The following is a 19,732-nucleotide window of genomic DNA, read 5'->3' on the forward strand; positions in this document are numbered from 1 at the left end:
GAACTTGCGTGGCGCAGCAATGCGATGTGCCGCCGCGAGGCGATGGGCTGTGGCTGCACCTGATCACTTTCGATCCCTTCCGGACCATCGGCATGCCCGGTGTGCGCTATGTGCGCCCGGAAAACTACCTGGTGGAACGTCAGCGTCTGCAGGAAGCCGACTGGCTCTTGTTTCCGGAATACTGGCAGGTGAACAGCCTCCATTACGCCCTGGGGTGCGCGATTTTCCCTTCCGTGTCGTCCTATCACCTGGGGCATGACAAGATCGAGATGACCCGGGCCTTTCAGGCCCTTTGTCCCCGGCATGTGCCCGATACCCTGATCCTTCCGGCCACGCCCGCCGCCGTGGAGGAGGTGTTGGATGTTCTGGGGCTGCCCTGTGTGCTGAAGGTGCCCCGTTCCTCCATGGGGCAGGGGGTGGCGCTGATCCGGACAGTGGCCGAACTGCGTGACTGGGCCTCCCGTCAGCCGGTGCTTTATGCCCAGGAACTGCTGCCCATCCGCAAGGACATCCGGGTGGTATGGGTGGGGGATGGGGTGTTTACCGCCTACTGGCGCGAGGCGGCGGAAGGGGCATTTCACAATAATGTGGCCCAGGGTGGACGGATCCACTTCGATGCGGTGCCGCCACAGGCCCTGGAACTGGTGGCCGAAGTGGCCTCCCGGTTGAAGATTGACCATGCCGGTTTCGACGTGGCCATGGTGGGGGAACATCCCTATCTGCTGGAGTTCAATACCCTGTTCGGCAACGCGGCCCTGAACCGCCATGGCCTGCGGGTGCAGGATGCCATCCTGCGCTGGCTGCTGGCCCGTCAGCCCACCCCCCGTTCTCCCAGTCCCCTGCTGGCGGCCTGATTCCGATCATTGTTCCGGGACTACGGCCTCCCGCGGCGATTGTCTGTCACTTCTGATCTGATACTTGGTCTAATATAGGGGTCAGGTTCGTCCGGTACCCGATACCGTGCGATGCAAGGGAAATACTGAGCAAGTCCCCTGTCGTGACTCCCCGAACATGTCTCCTGTCGTCACTCCCGCGAAGGCGGGAGTCCGGGAGTGACAGCAGTCCGCGGCTGGATCCCCGCCTGCGCGGGGATGACGTTCCAGGGAAGCGCAGGAGTGTTCCTTTGTCGGCTGGATCTCCGCCCGTGCGGGGATGACGGATAGATCAGGCGGAGTAAGATGGAGAGGACAGCTGGATTCCCGCATGCGCCGGCATGACGTATTCAGAACATCCCAAGGTGATTCATGGTAAGTGATGTGGACAAGCGGGGGCATACCCTGCTGGTCGTGGAAGACAGCCGCTCCGTGGCTGGCCTGCTGGCGGATCGCATCGGTCTTATCGAAGGTGTGACGGTCGAGGTGGCCGGCACCCTGGAAGAGGCCCGCAAGATCGTGCTGGCCCGCAAGGACGCGCTGTTCCTGGCCGTGCTCGACCTCAATCTGCCCGATGCCCCGGATGGGGAAGTGGTGCCCTGGGTCATGTCCCAGGGCGTGCCGGTCCTGGTGCTGACCGCCGGTCTCAATGACAACGAGCGGGACGGCCTCATGGACATGGGCATCGTGGACTATGTGAACAAGACCAACCCATCCGAGATCGAGCATGTGGTGCGTACGGTGGAGCGCATCTACCGCAATCGCCATATCAGTGTGCTGGTAGTGGATGATTCCAATTCCGCCCGGGCCTATCTCATGGAGTTGCTGCGCCGTTATGGTTATCGCCTGCGGGAGGCCCGGGATGGTGCCTCGGCCCTGGCACAGCTGGAGCAGCACGAGGACATCCGGTTGGTCCTGTGCGACCAGAACATGCCGGGCATGGATGGTGTCGCACTCATCGGCCGCATCCGTCAGCGTTATTCCCGCAGCCATCTCTGCATCATCGGCATGTCCAACTACGGATCGGGCATGCTCTCTGCCCGCCTGCTCAAGGCGGGTGCCAATGACTTCATCAATCGCCCCTTTCTGGAAGAGGAGTTCTTCGTTCGTGTGAATCAGAACGTGGAACTGATCGAGTTGATCCGGAGTATGGAGGAAAATGCCAACCGTGATCCGTTGACGGGTCTTTACAATCGCCGTTATCTGGCCGATGCCGGTCGGATGATGCTTGAGGCCGCGGCCCGGAACGGCCAGGGGCTGGCGGTGATCCTGATGGATCTGGATCACTTCAAGAGCGTCAATGACCGCTTTGGTCATTTCGGGGGCGACGAGGTGCTCAGGAAAGTGGCCCGTCATCTGCTCGAAATCACCCGCAGTTCCGACATCGTGGCCCGTTACGGGGGGGAGGAGTTCTGTGTGGTGGCGCAGAACGTGGACGGTCACAAGGCCCGGCTGCTGGCCGAAAAGCTCCGGGCCGAGATCGCCGCCCTGGAAGTGACGATCAAGGGAACCGCCGTGTCGCTCAGCGCGAGCCTGGGGGTGGTGGTGCGTCCGGGGAGCGGTCTGGAAGACATGCTGACCCGGGCCGATCGATTGCTGTATGAAGCCAAGTCTTCGGGCAGGGATCAGGTCCGTATGGAGCAGGAGAATCCGTGATGACAAACAGAACCATCCTGGTCGTTCTTGCGTTGGTGGTATTCACCGCGGGATGTGCCACCCGCTATCCCTTGGGGATTCCCGAGGAACAATGGGTGTCGCTCAGCCTTGAGGAGCAGATCCGGGCCAGGGAAGCCCAGGCGGCCCTGGACCAGGCGCAGGCGGAGCGGCGCGCGGCCGAGGCCAGGGCGCGTGAGGCGCAGGCTGCCCGTGAGCAGGCGGAACTGGAAATGCGGCGCCGTGAAGCTCGCTACGGAGAGCGGGTCCAGTGCGTGCTGACATCGGCCGAGGGCAGGCTGGGGGGACGTTGGCGCCCGCTGGAGCCCTTGGCCGTGGATCTGGTGCAAGGGATGGAAATGCCGTTTCAGTTGATGACCACGGCCGATGGGGGCCGGTATCGGGGGCAAGGCCATGCCTATTTCGATGGCACGACGGTCAGTTTGTGTTCGGTGCGGGGGCAGCATGACCGGGATCCCGGGGCTTGTGCCCGTCTGCTGGGCACATTTGAGGATTATCGTCGAGGTCTGAGGAGCGAGGTGTCGTCCGAACGCTTCATCAGGGGGCAGTTGCGTTGCCATCTTGGCCCCGAGGCAGGGGTGTCCCCTAGGAGACACTGAACAGGCCTTGCCGTTGGATTCCCGCTTTCGCGGGAATCCAGGAGGCCCAATCCAGGACTGGATTCCCTCGCGCCCGGGAATTCCCTATTCAGAGTGCCCGTAAAGGCATGATAGAGTTTGACAATAATAACGATTATCAATAACAATTCTCTGCCAGCTGATCGACTATCGGTTCGGTCGCCGCGCGCGGCGGCCTGGACCCTGACGCAGAGAGATTGTTCTGATGAACCAGGTGCAGAAACACCATTTGAGCGGAGGGAAGGGGACGCAGGAGGCAGGCATGGAATCGGCATCTCCCCTGGGCGGCAGGCTGCTTTCCAGTACGGATCTGCTGGAGGGACGTCGCCAACTGCGGATCGAGCACCAGGGCGAGATCTATACCCTGCGGGTCACCAGCAAGGGGAAACTGATTCTGACCAAGTGATAGGTGAGATGGGCAAGGCACCCGGCCCTACTCTGTGATGGGGTAGGGCCGGGTGCTCAGGTTTACAACGATTTAGAAGCGATAGCGTGCGCCCAATTCAAAGCTACGCTCCGGTCCCACGTAGATTCCCTGTCGCAGTCCGCCGATATAGCGTTCGTCGGTCAGGTTCTTGATGGCACCAAAGACCGTGAACTGACTGTTCACGTCGTACAGGCCCGTCAGGTCAAAGGTATGGTAGCTGGGAATTTCGCCACCCCAAATACCCGAGACTGGCGTGATTTCCTTGGTGTTCGTACCATCACCATACTGCTTGCCGACATAGTTGCCCGACAGGGCGGTTCTGATGGGGCCTGCCGCATAGCCCAGAGTGACATTGGCCATCAACTCCGGTGAGTAGGGAAGGCGATTGCCCCTGTCAATGCCACCACCTCGGTTTTCCCGGTATTCGGCCGTCGGTATGTAGGTGACGTTGGCATCCAGACTGAACCCGTTGTGCCACTGATATCCCATCGTCGCTTCCAGACCCTGATGCAGGGTGCTGCCGGCGTTGGCATTGGCCAGATTGCCGCTCACGGCAGGGGTGATCTGGTTGTCGAAATCCATATGGAAGGCGGTGAGTTCATACCGCAGATTGCCATGATGTGCCCGGACGCCGATTTCCAGGTTGATGGAGTTTTCCGCATCCAGTTTCTGGTCCACGCCGTCGACGATGGACTGGTTGTTGAGTGGCGGCGAGAACGCCTTGTAGATGCCGCCGTAGTACTGAACCTGGGGAGAATATTGGAACGTGGCGCCGATGCCCGGCAGCACCTCGGTATTGCGAGAGGTGCCATCGTTATCATTATTGACCCTGTCATCCCGTTCCTGCTCGTAAGTCTCGATGCGAAGACCGGGGGTGATGGCCAGTCGTTCATTGACCAGGAAACGGTTTTCTGCAAATACCGCCAGGCTCTGGGCAGTCTGTTTTTCATTTCTGTCGACGTTTCCGTGACGCGGTTGAGCCCGGGTGGCTCTGACACGCTGGTCGGTCATGCTTTCGTCCATGAAGCGCAGGCCGATTTCCGCCTCGTTCTGCATGCCGAAGCTGTTGTGATCCACCTTCAGGCGGGTATCCAGGCCAATTCGTTCAAAGGCGCGGTTATTACCTGTGACGGCGTCGGTATAGATCCAGCGGCCGGCGGCCACGGAATCCGCTTGATTGACCCCGTAACGCCAGTAGTCACGGTACATCTGGCTCCAGTACACCAGCGTATTCAGGCGCATGGTATTGCTAATCTGCCATTCGTGGTTCATATCGAAGGACTGACGCTCGGTCAGGAACCAGTCATCCGGCGCCGGATTATAGTCTGCCCCGGACTTGTAGGCGTCAAGGAAGAGGCCGCGATAGGAAATATTGGCGTCATTGTCATAGTGGCTGAATTTCATGCTCACCCACTGGTTTTCGCCGATCGCCATACCGCCCTTGATCATGACGTCGGACATCCTGTAGCCCTTGTCCATGAATCCGTCGCTTTCCGCCCATGTCACCACGGCGCCCAGACGAGCATCGCCCGAGGGTGCGCTGCCGCCGACTTCCACCGTGGATTCGCGCAGGTTATGGGAGCCGATCCGGCCACTGATGCTCACGCCGTCCTCGGGTTCCTTGGTCAAATAATTGATCACTCCGCCGATGGTGTTGGGGCCGTAACGCAGGGCCGCCGGGCCCTTGAGGATCTCGATACCCTCCATGCGCTGGATGCGGGGGTTGTAGTAGCGACCGTTACCCACGAACAAGCCCGGTGCCACCGGCACACCATCTTCCAGAATGAGGGTCTTGTAGTCGGCGGCGCTCAGGCCACGAATGCCGATATTGGCGATTACCGCGGATTCTTCTTCCTTTTTGATGCTGATGCCGGGAACACGCCGCAGTGCGTCTTCCGTGGACAGAGGCTGCCACAGTTCAAGCTCTTCCCGAGTCACTTTATTAACGGCCCCTGGTTGGCGGGCGATGTCGGCATCGGTCTGGCCGACTACGTCAATACGTGGCAGGTTGAATGTGGCCTGCTGTGCCATGGCCGTCGAGGCACCACCCATGGCGAGTGCCATGGAAACCCCGGTGGCCAATGCGGTCAATCTGAGTCGATTCGGCATGTCGCCGGACGTGCGGCATGTCTTGGGCACGGATGTATCCCCTTGCGTGAGGTCAAAAGTGACGCTGGCTGGCTAGGCCCTCAGGGGGATTGGCTGGCTTGCGGGCTGGGTTGTGGAACGAGAGATCAGGATTTCGATCTCCATCAAAAATTCACGATTATTCTCATTCTCATTCATTTTTTTGGGATCTGTCAAACCTGGATCCGGCCATGGCGACGGTCTGGTCTGGAACGGTGTTGGCCGGGCAAAAAGAAAGCCCGCCATAAGGCGGGCTTTCGTCAGGGGCGGGCAGTCGCGGCCGCAAGGTCCGCGCTGCCAAAATCCGGGGAGGGAATTACTTGCCGGGGCGCTGGTAGGTGCGCTCCATGCGCTCGATCATCTCGCGCAGGCGGGCATTTTCCTGCAGGGCGCGGTCAGCCTTGCGGTTGGCTTCGTTGGCGGTGCGATTGGCCTGGTCGGCGCCGGCCTTGGCGTCGTTGGCGGTACGCAGGGCCTGGTCACTGGTGACCTTGGCGTTGTCGATCAACTGGCGGTTTTCTTCCAGGTTCTTGGTCGTGGCACAGCCCGTGGTCAACACCAGCGTCAGGACCGCTGCTGAAGCCATGGCCACTTTGAACATTCCTTTCTGCATTGGAACCTCCGGTTTAAGCTGGGTTGTAGGATTGGGAATTGAATTCTAACAGGTGGCTTTAAGTATCCATAGTATCCCCCCGAAAGATATTTAATCGGTCACAAAAATACCCGTTCAAAACGCATCCGGTCGTTGCACCATGTTGGGGCGGATTTTATCGTCTTGCCTGAAAAAAGTGCATTGCATTCAATGTGTTGTCATGGAACTCTCCTCTGTGTCGGCATTTTTTCTGGCATGCTTCATGCATTTCATTACGTGTCTGACATCCGGCCCTCTTGGTCATGTCGGTCATCGTTTACTCCTCCTGCTTGCGGGGTGCTTCGGCACCCCGTTTTTTTATCTTCGGCTTTCTGCATTCAGTGGCGTGAAACCGGTGGGGATTTGGTTACAATTCCCGCTTTCCGAGCCGGGAGAGTGTGCGTCATGCCCCTTGGGCCTGTGATGGTGGATCTGGAAGGCACGTCGATGACGGCCTGGGAACGGCAGTTATTGAAGCGTCCCGGGGTCGGGGGCGTGATCCTGTTTACCCGCAATTTCGAATCCCGTGAACAGCTCATGGCCCTGGTGGCCGAGATCCATGCCCTGCGGGACCCCCATCTGCTGGTGGCGGTGGACCACGAGGGAGGCCGGGTGCAACGTTTCCGCGAAGGATTCACCCATTTGCCGGCCATGGCCGCCCTGGGTGCCCTGCATGATCGTGACCGGGCGGCCGCCCGTCGTGCGGCCCGGACCTTGGGTTGGCTGCTGGCGGTGGAGCTACGCGCCGTGGGGGTGGATTTCAGCTTTGCCCCGGTGCTGGATCTGGCCCACGGCTGCAGCGGCGTGATCGGTGACCGGGCCTTTCATCGTCGCCCCGAGGTGGTGGGAGAACTGGGGCATCAGGTCGTGGCCGGCATGCGGGCGGCCGGCATGGAAGCCGTGGGCAAGCACTTTCCGGGGCATGGCGGGGTGCAGGCGGATTCTCACCTGGCCCTGCCGGTGGATCACCGGCCGTTCGATCGGATCCTGCACGATGATCTCCAGCCTTTTGACCGTCTGGTGCGTGAGGGTATCGCCGGCATCATGCCCGCCCATGTGGTGTATGACCAAGTGGATGATTTGCCCGCCGGTTTTTCCCCCCTCTGGCTGCAGCGCGTGCTGCGCGGACGTCTGGGTTTCAAGGGGGCCATCTTCAGTGATGATCTGAGCATGGCCGCCACCGAGAGTTTCGGCGATTTTCCCCGCCGTACCCGCCTGGCCCTTGAGGCCGGTTGTGACATGGTACTGGTCTGCAATCACCCGGAAGGCGCCTCGCAGGTGCTGGATACCCTGGAGGGGCATGCGGACCCGGTGTCCATGGCCCGCCTGGCCCGCATGCATGGGCGCCGTGCCCCATCCTGGGCCGGCCTGGAAGCCGACCCGGAATGGGCCGCGGCGGTGCGCATCGCACGGGCGCTGGATGATGACATGAATCTGGAACTGCCGGTCTGAGAGTCCTGTTTCCACCTCCGTGGCTGATCCCGGAATAAGCGGTTCTTATACATTGTGAGGCCTGGAATCCGGTGCCTATAATGCCTTTGCAACATAAGGTAATACCACCCGAGGAGACACAAGATAATGGCCGACAAGTTACTGATCATCATGGTCAACACCGATCCGAAAAACCCCTCCGAGTTGGGGGCGCCCTTCTTCCAGGCCACCGTGGCCGCCGCCATGGAGTACGAGGTGGAGGTGATCATGACCGGCCGCGCCGGCGAACTGGCGAAGAAGGGCGTGGCCGAAAACCTGTTCGTGCAGGAGGGGAGCACCAAGTCGGTGTATGATTTCATCAAGGATGCCCATGAGGCCGGTGCGCACTTCAAGGTCTGCACGCCCACCCTGGATCTTTGGGGGAATGATCTGATCCCCGAGATCGAGGAAACCGTGGGCGGTGCCTATGTGATCGGCCAGGCCATGGATGACGATACCGTGACATTCACCTACTGATCTTTCCGTCAAAACCAGAAAGGGTTGCCATGTCTGTAACTCCGGAGCATGTGAAACAGGTCCTAGCCGAGGCTGACTGCCTCGTGTCGCGTGAACAGGTGGAGGCGGCCATGGACCGCATGGCCGAGGCCATCACCCGTGATCTGGCGGACAGCAACCCCTTGATACTGTGTGTCATGACCGGCGGCGTGGTGGCCGCCGGTCATCTGTTGACACGTCTGCATTTTCCCCTGCAGGTGGACTACCTCCATGCGACCCGGTATCGGGGCGCGCTCACCGGTGGCGAGGAACTGCATTGGCTGGTGAAGCCGCAGACCTCGCTCAAGGGTCGCACGGTCCTGGTGCTGGACGACATCCTGGACGAGGGGCATACCCTGGCGGGCATCCTGGATTACTGCCGCGAGGAAGGGGCCGGCAGGGTCCTGTCCGCGGCACTGGTGCTCAAACACCATGACCGGCGTGTTCCCGGACTGATGGTGGATTATCTGGGAGTGGAGGTGGAAGACCGCTATGTCTTCGGTTACGGGATGGACTACAAGGAATACCTGCGTAATGCCCCCGGCATCTATGCCGTGAAGGGTTGCTGAAATCCCCGACAATTCCCCTGGACGGCATCCTCGCGGATGCCCGTCCTGTCTGTTGCATCAACGAGGACCTCATGACTGATACCACCATCGCCATCATCGGCGGCACCGGACTGACTTCCCTCAAGGGCCTGGAGATCACCCGCCGCGAGGTGATGCACACGCCCTATGGCGAGCCTTCAGGCCCCATCACCCATGGCGTGCTGGCCGGCCGTGAGGTCATGTTCCTGGCCCGTCACGGGTATGGGCATACCATCCCGCCCCATCGGATCAACTACCGCGCGAACCTGTGGGCACTGAAGAATGCCGGCATCCGCCGGGTCGTGGCGGTGGCCGCGGTCGGGGGCATCACTCCCGAGATGGCGCCGCCCCGGCTGGTGTTTCCCGATCAGATCATCGACTACACCTGGTCCCGCGCCCATACCCTGTTCGAGGCGGACCTGAGTCATGTCACCCATGTGGATTTCACCCATCCCTACTGCGAGGAGCTGCGTCATGCGCTGATCCAGGAGGCCCGTCGGATCGGTCTGGATTTCGTGGACCGGGGCACCTATGGCGCGACTCAGGGGCCGCGGCTGGAGACGGCGGCGGAGGTCAATCGCCTGGAGCGGGACGGCTGCGACATCGTGGGCATGACCGGCATGCCGGAGGCGGCCCTGGCCCGTGAGCTGGAGCTGTGTTATGCCACCTGTGCCGTGGTGGCCAACTGGGCCGCGGGCCGTGGAGAGGGGCAGGGTGAAATCTCCATGGAGGAGGTGGATCGCAACGTGGCCGAGGGCATGGTGAATGTCCGTACCCTGCTGGAGAACATCATTCCTACCCTGTGAAGGGGTTAACGTCGCTGTTCGCGGGCCTTGCCCGCGAATGCGCATGTCAGATCAGCCCCTGAAAGGGCTGTACCTTGACCAGGTCCCCGGCCGCCACCGGACCCTGTTCCAGTTCCAGCACGATGAAACAGTTGGCCTCGCTCATGGAACTGAGGATCCCCGAGCCTTGGGAGCTGGTGGCCCGGACCACCCATTCGCCGTCATCCGCCTGACTGAGTACGCCCCGCTGGAACTCCATCCGGCCGGGGCGTTTTTTCAGGTCCGACAGGCAGCGCACCGGGAAGCAAGGCGGCAGGGAGACCTCGATCTCGCCCATCATCCGCCGTAGCGCCGGCTGGACGATCTGGTAAAAGGTCACGGCCGCGGACACCGGGTTGCCGGGCAGGCCCATGAACACGGTCTGCCCCATATGGCCGAAGGCCATGGGACGACCGGGCTTGATGGCCACCTTCCAGAAACTGATCCGTCCCAGTTCCCCCAGCAGGTCGCGCACGAAGTCCGCCTCGCCCACCGAGACGCCGCCGGTGGTGATGAGCACGTCGGCGCAGCGGGCCGCTTCTTCGAAAGCCTCCCGCAGGTGCCGGGGTTCGTCCCGCACCACGCCCATGTCGATCAGTTCCACTCCCAGTCGTGTCAGCATGCCGGACAGGGTATGGCGATTGCTGTCGTGGATCCCCCCGGGGGGGAGCGGCTTCCCCAGGGCGGTCAGTTCATCGCCGGTGGAAAACAGCGCCACCCGCAGGCGGCGGTGTACGCTCACTTCCACCCGCCCCAGGGAGGCCAGCAGGCCCAGGCGGGCCGGCGTGATGAGCGTCCCCGCCGCCAGCACGGTCTGGCCGGTGTGGATATCCTCCCCGGCGGGCCGGATGTTCTCACCCGGCCGGTGGCCGGTACCCACATGCACCCGTTGGTCCTGGACTTCCACGTGCTCCTGCATGATCACCGTATCGCAACCGGACGGGATCATGGCGCCGGTCATGATGCGCACGCACTGCCCCTGCCCGATGGCGTTCATGAAGGGGCGCCCGGCCCAGGCGGTGCCGATGACGTCCAGGACGGCCTTGCCCTGCCGGGGGAGGTCGGCACCCGCGAGGGCGTAGCCGTCCATGGCCGCATTGTCGTGGGCCGGGACAGGGGCACCGGCAATGACCGGTTCCGCCAGCACCCGTCCCAGGGCAAGGCGCAGCATCAGGCATTCCCGACCCCGGATCGGACTCACCTGAGCCAGCGCCCGGGTTCGGGCCTGTTCCAGTGTCAGGGCGTCAGGATCATGATCATCACGGCAGGAGGAAAGGGGGGAGGTATGGGCCATGGATCAGCCGCCTGTGCGGTTCATGTGTCGGAAGATGACGGGTTGTGCGTTCAGCTGGAATTCGTGGCCGCGGGGCTTGATCTGCATCCCTTGTCGGATCGCCGTGGTCAGGGCCTGCAGGTCGCCGGGATGGGAGCGGATCACCCGCCTGAGGTCCACGGCGTGCTCCTGACCCAGGCACAGCAGCAGCCGGCCTTCCGCGGTGAGTCGCACCCGGTTGCAGCTGTCGCAGAAGTTATGACTGTGAGGAGAGATGAAGCCCACCCGGATGGAGGTGCCGTCCAGTCGATAGTAACGTGACGGGCCACCGGTCTGTTCGGTGGTGGGAATGAGCGCGTGTCTGGCTTCTATATCGGCCCGGACCTCGTCGCTGGAATAGTACACCTCGGCCCGGTCATGATCGCCGATGAGACCCAGGGGCATTTCTTCGATGAAGCTGATGTCCAGATCCCGGATGCGGGCGTAATTCACCAGGTCAAGGATTTCGTCCTCGTTGCGTCCCTTGAGGATCACGCTGTTGAGTTTGATGCGATCGAAGCCGGCATCCATGGCCGCCTCGATGCCTGCCAGCACCCGCGCCAGATCACCGGTGCGGGTGATGCGGCGGAATCGGTCGGCCTTGAGGCTGTCCAGGCTGATGTTGACGCGGGTGACGCCGGCGGCCCGCAGGTCCCACGCATGGCGGGCCAGTTGGGAACCGTTGGTGGTCAGGGTCAGATCCTGGAGGCCGTCGAGTGTGCCCAGGGTTTCGAACAGGCTCATCACGCCGCGCCTGACCAGCGGTTCCCCCCCGGTGATGCGGATCTTGTTGACGCCCAGTGAGACGAAGGCCCGAGCGATCCAGGCGGTTTCCTCCAGGGTGAGGAGTTGCTGTCGGGGCAGGAACTGCATCTCTTCGGCCATGCAGTAAACACAGCGGAAGTCGCACCGGTCGGTGACGGAAATACGCAGATAGGTGATCTGGCGGCCGAAACGGTCCATCAGCGGGGGAGGCGGCATGATCGGCGGGTTCATGGTCTGCGCTCCTCGGTGATGGTTCTGGCGAAGGTTCTGACGATGGTCTTGCCGGCATGACTTCATGGGCGTGAAGCCCGCTTTGAGTCCAGGTGTCGAAGGGCCGCGACCTGGTCCGCGGGTGTGTTGATGTTCAGGAAGGCCTGGGGGCAATCGGAAAAATCGGCAATCGCCGCACCCTGGCGCTGGAACCACCGGCCGGCCCGATATTCGCCCTGCATCAGGCTGGTCTCCAGGTCCGCCGCCAGATGCACGGGCACCAGGGCGAACAGGGGCTGCAATCGGTCGCCGTCATGGGCCACGCTCAGGGCGGCGTCACCGGTCCGGACGGCCTGGATCAGCCTGGAGGCCAGATCCATCGGCAACAACGGGGCATCACAAGGGCAGGTGAGCACCCAGGGCTGCCGACTGGCCCGCAGGCAGGCGGCCAGTCCGGCCAGGGGGCCGGCGAAATCACCGACACCGTCAGCGACCACCGGAACCCCAAGGTCCGCGTAGACGGGTTCATTGCGGTTGGCATTGAGCAGCAGTTCGGTGACCTGGGGTCGCAGCCTGGCGATGACGGATTCCACCATGTAACCGCTGCCCAGGGGAATCAGCCCCTTGTCCCGACCACCCATGCGTGTCCCCCTGCCGCCGGCAAGGATGGCCCCGGTCACGGTGATCTGCTGGTCTGGACTATGCATAGTATGGATGATTCTATGTCATTGATCGGGGTCCGGCCAGTCCATCCGGGATCAGGTGCCCAGTTGACCCATGTAGATCCAGAACGGCAGGGTGACGGCGGCGGCCAGGGTGCTGGTGGCGATGATGGCGGCGACGATCTGGCCGTCTCCGCCCATGCGCACCGCCAGGATATAGGCGGAGGAGGCGGTGGGAAGGGCCGCCAGGATCAGGGCCGAGGCCAGATACGGGCCGCTCAGGCCGAACAGGGTGGCCGTGGCCAAGGCAATGGCCGGGACCAGCAGCAGCTTGACGATGCTCAGGTAGGTCACCGCCGGCAGGCGACTACCCAGCCCCGCCAGTCGCAGGCCCGCGCCCACGGCGATCAGGCCCAGGGGCAGGGCGGCCTCGCCCAGAAAGCGCAGGGTGGTATCCGCCATCTCCGGCAGGGGCCAGCCGGACACGGACCAGGCCAGCCCGGCGAAGGTGGACAGGACCAGGGGGTTGCGGGCCAGCTCCCGCAGCAGGCCCTGATTGCCGTGGCGTGCCAGGGCCCAGACCGCCCCCAGGTTGGCCAGGGGCACCATGAACCCGGCCAGGATGGCGAACACCGCCACCCCTTCGGCGCCATACAGCCCGCCGAGGATGGCAAAGCCGATATAGGTGTTGAAGCGGAAGGCGCACTGGAATGAGGAGGCGAACTCGGTCTCCGTCAGCCTGAGCAGGTATCGGCCCAGATAGCCCAGCAGCATCCCTGCCGTCATGAAGATGACCCCGGTATAGATCATGCCCGCCGCGCTCTGCAGTTCCAGGGGGCGGCGGGCCAGGGCGCCGAACAGCAGGGCGGGGAAAAGGACGTAGTAGATCAGCCATTCCAGGTCCGACCAGAAACCGGCGCTGAAACCGGCATGACGACGCAGCAGATGGCCCAGCACCACCAGGGCAAAGGTGGGCAGCAGGATGTTCAGTGGATTCATGGATGAAAGGTTATAAAGGATCGACCCGTTCCGCGCCCGGCGCCTCGATACCCCGCCGCAGGAGCAGGGTGCCGCTTTGGCGGTAGAGTTCGGTCAGGGCCTGGCGGTGACGGATCAGGGATTCAATTTCTTCCAGCTGGCTTTCCAGCAGGTCCCGCTGGGCCTGGGAGACGGCAAGCGCGGTGCCGGTACCCACCCGGAACCGGACCTGTTCGGTCCGCAGTACCTCCTCCTGCAGTTCCCGGGTGAGGCGGGTGGCCTGGATCTGTTCCCGGGTGCGGTTGGCCTCGAACCAGGCATTCTGCACGTCCAGGGCGGTGAGCTGTTGGAGATTGCCCAGGGCCTCCAGGGATTGCTGGCGGGTCAGGCCCGCCCGTTGGGACTCCGCCCGGGCGGCGCGGTTGCCCAGGGGGTGTTCCAGGCGCAGTCCGGCGCTGTAGTCGTAGCCGGGGCCGTCGATCTCACGCCAGGCCTCGCCGAAGGCGGCGGCATAACCGGTCTGGCCCAGGGTGATGAACAGATCCAGCCGGGGCAGCAGCCCCTGGCGGGTACGGATCACCTCCAGCTCTCCCCGTTGCACCCGCAGCCGGGCTTCGTTCAGGTCCGGGCGATGGTCCCGGGCCAGGGCCAGGTGCAGGTCCACCGACTCCATCGGGGGAACCTGGTGGTCGGGGCGGTCCAGGGGTGTGACGGCGGTGCCCCAATGGGCCTGTTGCGGATTGATCAGTTGCAGTAGCCGGATGCGGGCTCGGGCCTGGTCGGAACGGGCGTTGATCAGCCCCTGGCGGCGCAGGGCCTCTTCGGCCCGGGCGGCGGTTTCCTCGGTTTCCGGCCGTTCTCCCACCCGGATGCGCTGGCGGGTCTCTTCCAGCTGGCGGCGTGCCACCGCCAGGGATTCCTCAAAGATGGCGGTGCGGCGGCTGGCCAGCACATAGTCCCAGTAGGCCGCTTCCACATCGGCCACCAGGTTTTCGGCAAAGCCGCGAAATTCATACAGGGAGCTTTGGGTATCCAGACGGGCCTGACGCAGGCGGGCCAGGTTGGAGTCGATGCGCGCCCCTTGCAGAAGGGCCTGGGTCAGGGTCAGTCCCGCCCGCGAGGTGAACTGTTCGCGGGTCTGGGTGGATTCGCTGCGCACCGTGCGCAGGGATAGCTCCAGGTCCGTGCCCGTGGGCAGGCGCTGGCGCAGGCCGCCCTCGAAGAGGTCACGGTCGGAGCGGGTGATCTGATCGGGCAGATCCGGGCGCTGGTCGAACTGGCGTACCGTCTCGTCCCGACGCAGGGACATCTCGGCGAACAGCACCGGATCGAACACCGCCCGTTCCACCGCCTCGAAGGTGCCGGTAATCAGGGGCTGGAGCTGCTGAACCGCCAGGGACCGGTTGTGCGTCAGGGCCAGGAACACCGCCTGTTCCACCGACAGGGACAGGGCATCCGGCCCCAGGGTGTCCAGGGGCAGGGTACCGTCCCCGTCCCGGGCGGGTGTGACCATGGGCAGGTCATCGGGGGGGAGCAGCCCGTCGGGCAGGTGGGCGTCCAGCCGCTCATCCAGCCAGCCGGGCGGGGTGTAATGGGCCGGCGCCTCCTGCCGGGCCTGGGCGCCGTCGCCGAGCATGAGCAGTGCAACGGCCGCCGCCAGGGCGATCCGTGCCGGCCGGGGATGGGGTCGATCAGGCTGGGGCATGGGTCAAGGGTCCGTCAACGGTTTGCCGGGTGGGTCGGTCCCGGTGGAACAGGGTGTAAAGGGCTGGAATCAGCAGCAGGGTGATCAGGGTGGAACTGATCAGGCCGCCGATCACCGCCCGGGCCATGGGGGCCTGGGCCTCGGCGCCTTCACCGAAACCCACCGCCAGGGGGATCAGGGCCAGGATGGTGGTGAGGGAGGTCATGAGGATGGGACGCAGGCGCCGCCGCGAGGCCTCGCGGACCGCGTCACGGACCTTGAGGCCCTCCCGCCGGTGCAGGCGGGCGCTCTGGTCCACCAGCAGGATGGCATTGTTCACCGAGATCCCGGCCAGCATGATGATGCCGATCAGGGACTGCACGTTGAGCGTGGTGCCCGTGACCAGCAGCATGAGCACCACCCCGATCAGGGCCAGGGGGACGGCGAACATGACGATGAAGGGATCGCGCAGGGATTCGTACAGGCTGGCCATTACCATGTAGACCAGGGCGATGGCCATCAGCAGGGCCAGACCCAGTTCGGTGAAGGCCCGCTGCTGTTCTTCCACGTCGCCGGCGAACAGGATCTCCACATCGCGGGACAGGGGCATGGCTGCCAGTTCGGCGCGCACGTCGGCGACGATGGACCCCAGGTCACGACCTGAGATGTTGGCATTGACGGTGTTGACCCGTTGCTGTTCCTTGCGTTCGATCTGCAGCGGAGCAATGGCTGCCTCCAGGCTGACCAGATTGCGCAGGCTGACCGGTTCTCCGTCCCGGCCCGGCAGGGTGATGTTGAGGATGTCGTCCAGACCCAGGTGCTCGGCATCCCGTAGCTGAACCCAGATGCGGGTCTCGCTGCCGCTATCCCGGAACTGGCCGGCCATGCCGCCGCTCAGTGCGGTTTCCAGGGTGCGGGCCACCTGGGCCACGCTGATGCCCAGGTCGGAGGCCCGGGCGCGGTCGATGCGGACCAGCTGCTGGATGCGTCCATCTTCCCGGCCCAGGCGCACATCGGTGATGCCGTCGATGCTCCGGATCCGGGCGGCCAGGTCGCTGGCGGCCAGATCGATGGTCTCCAGATCAAAGCCGCGGACCTCGATGCTCAGTTGCTCTCCGTCCTGCCCGGCCCCCATGCCACGCATCATCATCCCCTGGCTGGCGCGAACCCGCACCGTGATGCCGGGGATCTCCGTGACCTGCCGTCGCAGGGCGGTGGCGATCTGTTCCGTGGAACGGCCGCGTTCCGACAGCGGCACCAGTGCGATGTTCAGGCTGGCGGTGGAAGGGGAGGTGGCCCGAAAGCCCGAGGCCCCCACACTGGCGATCATGCTGCGCAGCTCCGGGACTTCGGCGGCAATGACGGCTTCGATCCGGCGGACGGCATCATCCAGGACCTCAATGCGGGTGCCCGGCTCCATCTCGATGCTCACTCGCAACTGGCCTTCATCCGTGGCGGGCATGAACTCGGTGCCCAGGCGGGGGATCAGGGCCATGGCGCCAACGAAGAGTGCGAGGGTCAGCACGACGACCACCCAGCGATGGTCGAGTGCCCGGTCCAGCAGGGCCAGGTAGCCTCGCTCCAGCCCGCGTACCAGGCCGCCGGCCGCGGTTCCCAGTCGATGGATGCCGCCGGGGGTGATACGGGTCTTCACCGTGGCTTCCCGCCCCATCAGCATGGGAACCAGGGTCAGGGCCACCAGCAGGGAGCAGAACAGGCTGAAGGCCACCACGAAGGCCAGCTGCTTGAACAGGATGCCGGCCATTTCCTGGGCAAAGAACATGGGCAGGAAGATGGCCAGGGTGGTGAGGGTGCTGGCGGTGATGGCGGCGGCCACGTCACCGGTGCCCCGGGTGGCTGCTTCCACCGCGCTCAGGCCTTCCTCCTTGCTGCGGCGGGCGATGTTCTCGATCACCACGATGGCGTTGTCCACCATCAGACCCACGCCCAGGGCCAGGCCGCCCAGGGTCATCAGGTTGAGGGTGAAACCGCCGAAATAGATCAGCCCGAAGGTGGCGATGATCGACACCGGAATGGCGGTGGCGGCCACCAGGGTGAAACGCAGGTGGCGCAGGAAAAACAGCAGCACCAGCACCGCCAGACTGCCGCCGTAGAGGATGGAGCGGCCCACATTCTGGATGGAGCGCTCGATGTGTCCGGCGGTGTCGATGGCAGTGGCGATGTTGAGCTGGGGAAAATCCCGGTCCAGGCGCAGGATTTCTTCCTGCACCGCCCGGGAGACCTGCACCGTGTTCGCATCCGACTGTTTCTGGATGGCCAGACGCACGCCGGGGGCGTCATTGATGCGGATGATGCGGGTGATGCGCTGGTGGGTGTCGCGCACATCGGCCACTTGGTGCAGATGGATGGGGATGCCGTCGCGCACCGCCACCACGGTGGCGCGGATCTGATCCAGGTTTTCGAACTCGCCGGGGGTGCGCAGGCGCAGGTCCATGCGGCCCCGCACGATTTCGCCGGCGGGGTGGATGACGTTGGCATCCCGCAGGGCCTGACGGATCTCGTCCAGGCCCAGGCTCAGGGCCTGGAGGCGGTCCGGGTCCACTTCCACCCGGATTTCCCGCTCCAGGCCTCCCCAGACATCCACCGCCGCCACGCCGGGCACCCGCTCAAGGCGGGGACGGATGCGGTCGTCGATCAGCCGGCGCAGGTCGATGGGGTCCAGGTTGCCGCCCACGCCGATCATCATGATCGGGAAGGCGGCGCTGTCAAAACGCCGGACCAGGGGGCGTCCGGCTTCTTCGGGCAGGGCGTTGATGATGCGGTCGAGACGATCCCGTACCTCGTTGGTGGCGGCGTCCAGGTTGGTCCCCCAGCCAAAGGAGACCCGCACGCTGCTGGAGCCTTCCGATGAGGTGGACGTGACTTCCTCCACCCCGGGGACCGCCGAGACGGCTTCCTCCACCGGTCGGGTGATGAGCTGCTCGATCTCGTCGGGACCGGCATTGTCATAGCTGGTCATGATCGAGACGGTGGGAAAGGTAATGTCCGGCATCAGGTCGATGGGCAGGCGGAACAGGGACATCAGCCCCAGGGTGACCACGATGGCCGTCACCATGGCCGTGAAGATGGGACGCGGAACAGTGAAGACGGCCGGGTTCATGGCTCGGTGCTCCCGGCCTGGGCCTGATCCGGCTCATCCCGCTCCACCGGTCGCAGGCGTGTCCCGTCGCTGATCAGGTGATGACCCAGGGTGACCACCCGGCCTTCCAGGGCCGGGCTGATGATCTGGACCCGATCCCGCTCCTCGATGCCGGTGTCCACCGGGATAAACCGTGCCGTGGGTCCCGCGTCTGTGGCCTCGACCAGGAACAGGCCGGACCTGCCCTGTCGTTCCACCAGGGCATCCACGGGAACCAGGGTGACATCGGACAGGGCGCGGGTGGTGATCCGGGCCTCCACGAACATGCCGGGCCGCAGGCGTTGATCCTCATTGGGGACATGGATCTCCACCCGTGCCTGGCGGGAGGCTTCGCGAAATTCCGGCGACAGCCGTTCCACCCAGCCCGTGAAGGTCTCTCCCGGGTAGGCAATGGTGGTCAGGGTCACCGGCTGACCCGGTGCCAGGCGGGCATAGTCCCGCTCGGTGACGAACACCCGGGCTCGCAGGGGGGTCAGATCCACCAGGGCCAGGATGGGAGTGTTGGCCTGCAGGATACTGCCCCGATCCACGAAACGGTCCGCCACCAGCCACTGGGTGTCTTCCGCCTTGGCATCGGCGTGGATGCGCGTAAAGGCCTGTCGGATTTCCGCGTTGCGCACGGCGGCCTGACGCTGGTCGATCTGGGAACGGGCCAGGGCCACCCGAGCCTGCTGGGCCTCCAGTTCGGTCTGTGCCGCTTCCAGTTCGGACTGGGAGGCGATGCGCTGTGTCCGCAATTCCTGAGTGCGGGTCAGGGCGCGTCGGGCGGCGGCCAGGGCGGCCTGGGACTCTCCCAGACTGGCCCGGGCCACGGCCAGTTCGGCCCGGGCCTGCTCCAGGTTTTGCACCACCTCGTCGTCATCCAGCTCCGCCAGCAGGGTGCCGGGCGCCACGGCATCGCCGATATCCACGTGCAGATGTTCCAGGCGCCCGGCAATCCGGGTGGCCACCTCCACCCGGTGGGCGGCCACCAGAGAGCCGGTGAAGACCACCCGTTCGGTGATGTCGCCGCGGGTGATCGGCGCCACGGCCACGGGTACGGTCGCGGAACCACGCTGGGAGGCGGGGGCCCGGGAGGCATCCTCTTCGCCGCCCAGCCGGAACAGGAGCAGGATGAGCAACACGAGGGCGGCCGCGGCGGCCGCGGTAAGCAGGCGTTTTTTGTTCATCGGTGGCGTTGATTGTCCTGAAACGTGGGCAATGCATCCAAGGGACCGCAATCCGGTCATCGGGTTCG

At 64.1% G+C, this 19,732-nt stretch carries 17 protein-coding genes; 8 read left to right on the forward strand and 9 right to left on the reverse strand.

Annotation, left to right across the window (positions count from 1 at the left end):
* Positions 1–8: 8 nt before the first annotated feature.
* The 4 genes from ACLF6L_RS05980 to hemP all read left to right on the forward strand — a co-directional run bounded on the left by ACLF6L_RS05980 (position 9) and on the right by hemP (position 3,569).
* On the forward strand, positions 9–854 hold the full coding sequence (locus tag ACLF6L_RS05980) for an ATP-grasp domain-containing protein (RefSeq protein WP_412852572.1): 846 nt from the start codon (positions 9–11) through the stop codon (positions 852–854).
* A gap of 390 nt (positions 855–1,244) precedes the next feature.
* Positions 1,245–2,528 (forward strand): diguanylate cyclase, encoded by a 1,284-nt coding sequence (locus ACLF6L_RS05985; protein WP_412852573.1) that lies wholly within the window; start codon positions 1,245–1,247, stop codon positions 2,526–2,528.
* On the forward strand, positions 2,528–3,145 hold the full coding sequence (locus tag ACLF6L_RS05990) for a hypothetical protein (protein WP_412852574.1): 618 nt from the start codon (positions 2,528–2,530) through the stop codon (positions 3,143–3,145). Before ACLF6L_RS05985 ends, ACLF6L_RS05990 begins: the two co-directional genes overlap by 1 nt.
* A gap of 280 nt (positions 3,146–3,425) precedes the next feature.
* Positions 3,426–3,569 (forward strand): hemin uptake protein HemP, encoded by a 144-nt coding sequence (gene hemP, locus ACLF6L_RS05995; protein WP_238616633.1) that lies wholly within the window; start codon positions 3,426–3,428, stop codon positions 3,567–3,569.
* 72 nt (positions 3,570–3,641) lie between these two features.
* Here the strand turns inward: hemP and ACLF6L_RS06000 are convergent, their stop codons facing one another.
* Entirely contained in the window at positions 3,642–5,729 is a 2,088-nt protein-coding gene (locus ACLF6L_RS06000; RefSeq protein ID WP_412852575.1) for a TonB-dependent receptor family protein, read from the reverse strand.
* A 304-nt stretch (positions 5,730–6,033) separates the two neighbouring features.
* Positions 6,034–6,303 carry an Lpp/OprI family alanine-zipper lipoprotein gene (locus tag ACLF6L_RS06005; protein WP_238616635.1) on the reverse strand — a complete coding sequence of 90 codons (270 nt, stop codon included), beginning with the start codon at positions 6,301–6,303 and terminating at the stop codon, positions 6,034–6,036.
* Between the two features lie 450 nt (positions 6,304–6,753).
* Between ACLF6L_RS06005 and nagZ the strand changes: the two genes are divergently transcribed.
* The 4 genes from nagZ to ACLF6L_RS06025 all read left to right on the forward strand — a co-directional run bounded on the left by nagZ (position 6,754) and on the right by ACLF6L_RS06025 (position 9,706).
* Positions 6,754–7,800 (forward strand): beta-N-acetylhexosaminidase, encoded by a 1,047-nt coding sequence (nagZ, locus tag ACLF6L_RS06010; protein ID WP_412852576.1) that lies wholly within the window; start codon positions 6,754–6,756, stop codon positions 7,798–7,800.
* A gap of 126 nt (positions 7,801–7,926) precedes the next feature.
* Positions 7,927–8,295, forward strand: a complete 369-nt coding sequence (locus ACLF6L_RS06015; RefSeq protein ID WP_008933148.1) for a DsrE family protein — start codon at positions 7,927–7,929, stop codon at positions 8,293–8,295.
* A gap of 29 nt (positions 8,296–8,324) precedes the next feature.
* Positions 8,325–8,882, forward strand: a complete 558-nt coding sequence (locus ACLF6L_RS06020; RefSeq protein WP_238616637.1) for a hypoxanthine-guanine phosphoribosyltransferase — start codon at positions 8,325–8,327, stop codon at positions 8,880–8,882.
* 71 nt (positions 8,883–8,953) lie between these two features.
* The gene (locus ACLF6L_RS06025) at positions 8,954–9,706 is read left to right on the forward strand and encodes an S-methyl-5'-thioinosine phosphorylase (RefSeq protein ID WP_238616638.1); all 753 of its coding nucleotides are present in this window, start codon (positions 8,954–8,956) and stop codon (positions 9,704–9,706) included.
* 46 nt (positions 9,707–9,752) lie between these two features.
* On the opposite strand, the gene glp is transcribed toward ACLF6L_RS06025, so the two are convergent.
* The 7 genes from glp to ACLF6L_RS06060 all read right to left on the reverse strand — a co-directional run bounded on the left by glp (position 9,753) and on the right by ACLF6L_RS06060 (position 19,664).
* Complete coding sequence (gene glp, locus ACLF6L_RS06030) at positions 9,753–11,018, reverse strand: gephyrin-like molybdotransferase Glp (RefSeq protein WP_412852577.1); 1,266 nt, start codon at positions 11,016–11,018, stop codon at positions 9,753–9,755.
* 3 nt (positions 11,019–11,021) lie between these two features.
* A complete protein-coding gene (gene moaA, locus ACLF6L_RS06035; protein ID WP_412852578.1) occupies positions 11,022–12,032 on the reverse strand; it encodes a GTP 3',8-cyclase MoaA in 1,011 nt (336 codons plus the stop codon).
* A gap of 62 nt (positions 12,033–12,094) precedes the next feature.
* Positions 12,095–12,718: a molybdenum cofactor guanylyltransferase MobA gene (gene mobA / locus ACLF6L_RS06040; RefSeq protein ID WP_412852579.1), complete on the reverse strand. Its 624-nt coding sequence runs from the start codon at positions 12,716–12,718 to the stop codon at positions 12,095–12,097.
* 51 nt (positions 12,719–12,769) lie between these two features.
* Positions 12,770–13,672 carry an AEC family transporter gene (locus tag ACLF6L_RS06045; protein WP_238616642.1) on the reverse strand — a complete coding sequence of 301 codons (903 nt, stop codon included), beginning with the start codon at positions 13,670–13,672 and terminating at the stop codon, positions 12,770–12,772.
* Positions 13,673–13,682: 10 nt separating this feature from the next.
* Positions 13,683–15,356, reverse strand: a complete 1,674-nt coding sequence (locus tag ACLF6L_RS06050) for a TolC family protein (RefSeq protein ID WP_412852580.1) — start codon at positions 15,354–15,356, stop codon at positions 13,683–13,685.
* Positions 15,343–18,456, reverse strand: coding sequence for an efflux RND transporter permease subunit (locus ACLF6L_RS06055; protein WP_412852581.1), 3,114 nt, complete (start codon positions 18,454–18,456; stop codon positions 15,343–15,345). The genes ACLF6L_RS06050 and ACLF6L_RS06055 overlap by 14 nt, the downstream gene beginning before the upstream one ends.
* The gene (locus ACLF6L_RS06060) at positions 18,453–19,664 is read right to left on the reverse strand and encodes an efflux RND transporter periplasmic adaptor subunit (protein ID WP_412852582.1); all 1,212 of its coding nucleotides are present in this window, start codon (positions 19,662–19,664) and stop codon (positions 18,453–18,455) included. The genes ACLF6L_RS06055 and ACLF6L_RS06060 overlap by 4 nt, the downstream gene beginning before the upstream one ends.
* Between the last annotated feature and the right edge of the window lie 68 nt (positions 19,665–19,732).

It is taken from the genome of Ectothiorhodospira shaposhnikovii, assembly GCF_047222355.1.
Taxonomy (GTDB): domain Bacteria; phylum Pseudomonadota; class Gammaproteobacteria; order Ectothiorhodospirales; family Ectothiorhodospiraceae; genus Ectothiorhodospira.

Coding starts and splice junctions, on each gene's coding strand:
- ACLF6L_RS05985 (WP_412852573.1), top strand. CDS start 1,245: ATGGTAAGTGATGTGGACAAGCGGGGGCATACCCTGCTGGTCGTGGAA.
- ACLF6L_RS05990 (WP_412852574.1), top strand. CDS start 2,528: ATGACAAACAGAACCATCCTGGTCGTTCTTGCGTTGGTGGTATTCACC.
- hemP (WP_238616633.1), top strand. CDS start 3,426: ATGGAATCGGCATCTCCCCTGGGCGGCAGGCTGCTTTCCAGTACGGAT.
- ACLF6L_RS06005 (WP_238616635.1), bottom strand. CDS start 6,303: ATGGCTTCAGCAGCGGTCCTGACGCTGGTGTTGACCACGGGCTGTGCC.
- nagZ (WP_412852576.1), top strand. CDS start 6,754: ATGCCCCTTGGGCCTGTGATGGTGGATCTGGAAGGCACGTCGATGACG.
- ACLF6L_RS06015 (WP_008933148.1), top strand. CDS start 7,927: ATGGCCGACAAGTTACTGATCATCATGGTCAACACCGATCCGAAAAAC.
- ACLF6L_RS06020 (WP_238616637.1), top strand. CDS start 8,325: ATGTCTGTAACTCCGGAGCATGTGAAACAGGTCCTAGCCGAGGCTGAC.
- ACLF6L_RS06025 (WP_238616638.1), top strand. CDS start 8,954: ATGACTGATACCACCATCGCCATCATCGGCGGCACCGGACTGACTTCC.
- glp (WP_412852577.1), bottom strand. CDS start 11,018: ATGGCCCATACCTCCCCCCTTTCCTCCTGCCGTGATGATCATGATCCT.
- moaA (WP_412852578.1), bottom strand. CDS start 12,032: ATGAACCCGCCGATCATGCCGCCTCCCCCGCTGATGGACCGTTTCGGC.
- mobA (WP_412852579.1), bottom strand. CDS start 12,718: ATGCATAGTCCAGACCAGCAGATCACCGTGACCGGGGCCATCCTTGCC.
- ACLF6L_RS06045 (WP_238616642.1), bottom strand. CDS start 13,672: ATGAATCCACTGAACATCCTGCTGCCCACCTTTGCCCTGGTGGTGCTG.
- ACLF6L_RS06050 (WP_412852580.1), bottom strand. CDS start 15,356: ATGCCCCAGCCTGATCGACCCCATCCCCGGCCGGCACGGATCGCCCTG.
- ACLF6L_RS06055 (WP_412852581.1), bottom strand. CDS start 18,456: ATGAACCCGGCCGTCTTCACTGTTCCGCGTCCCATCTTCACGGCCATG.
- ACLF6L_RS06060 (WP_412852582.1), bottom strand. CDS start 19,664: ATGAACAAAAAACGCCTGCTTACCGCGGCCGCCGCGGCCGCCCTCGTG.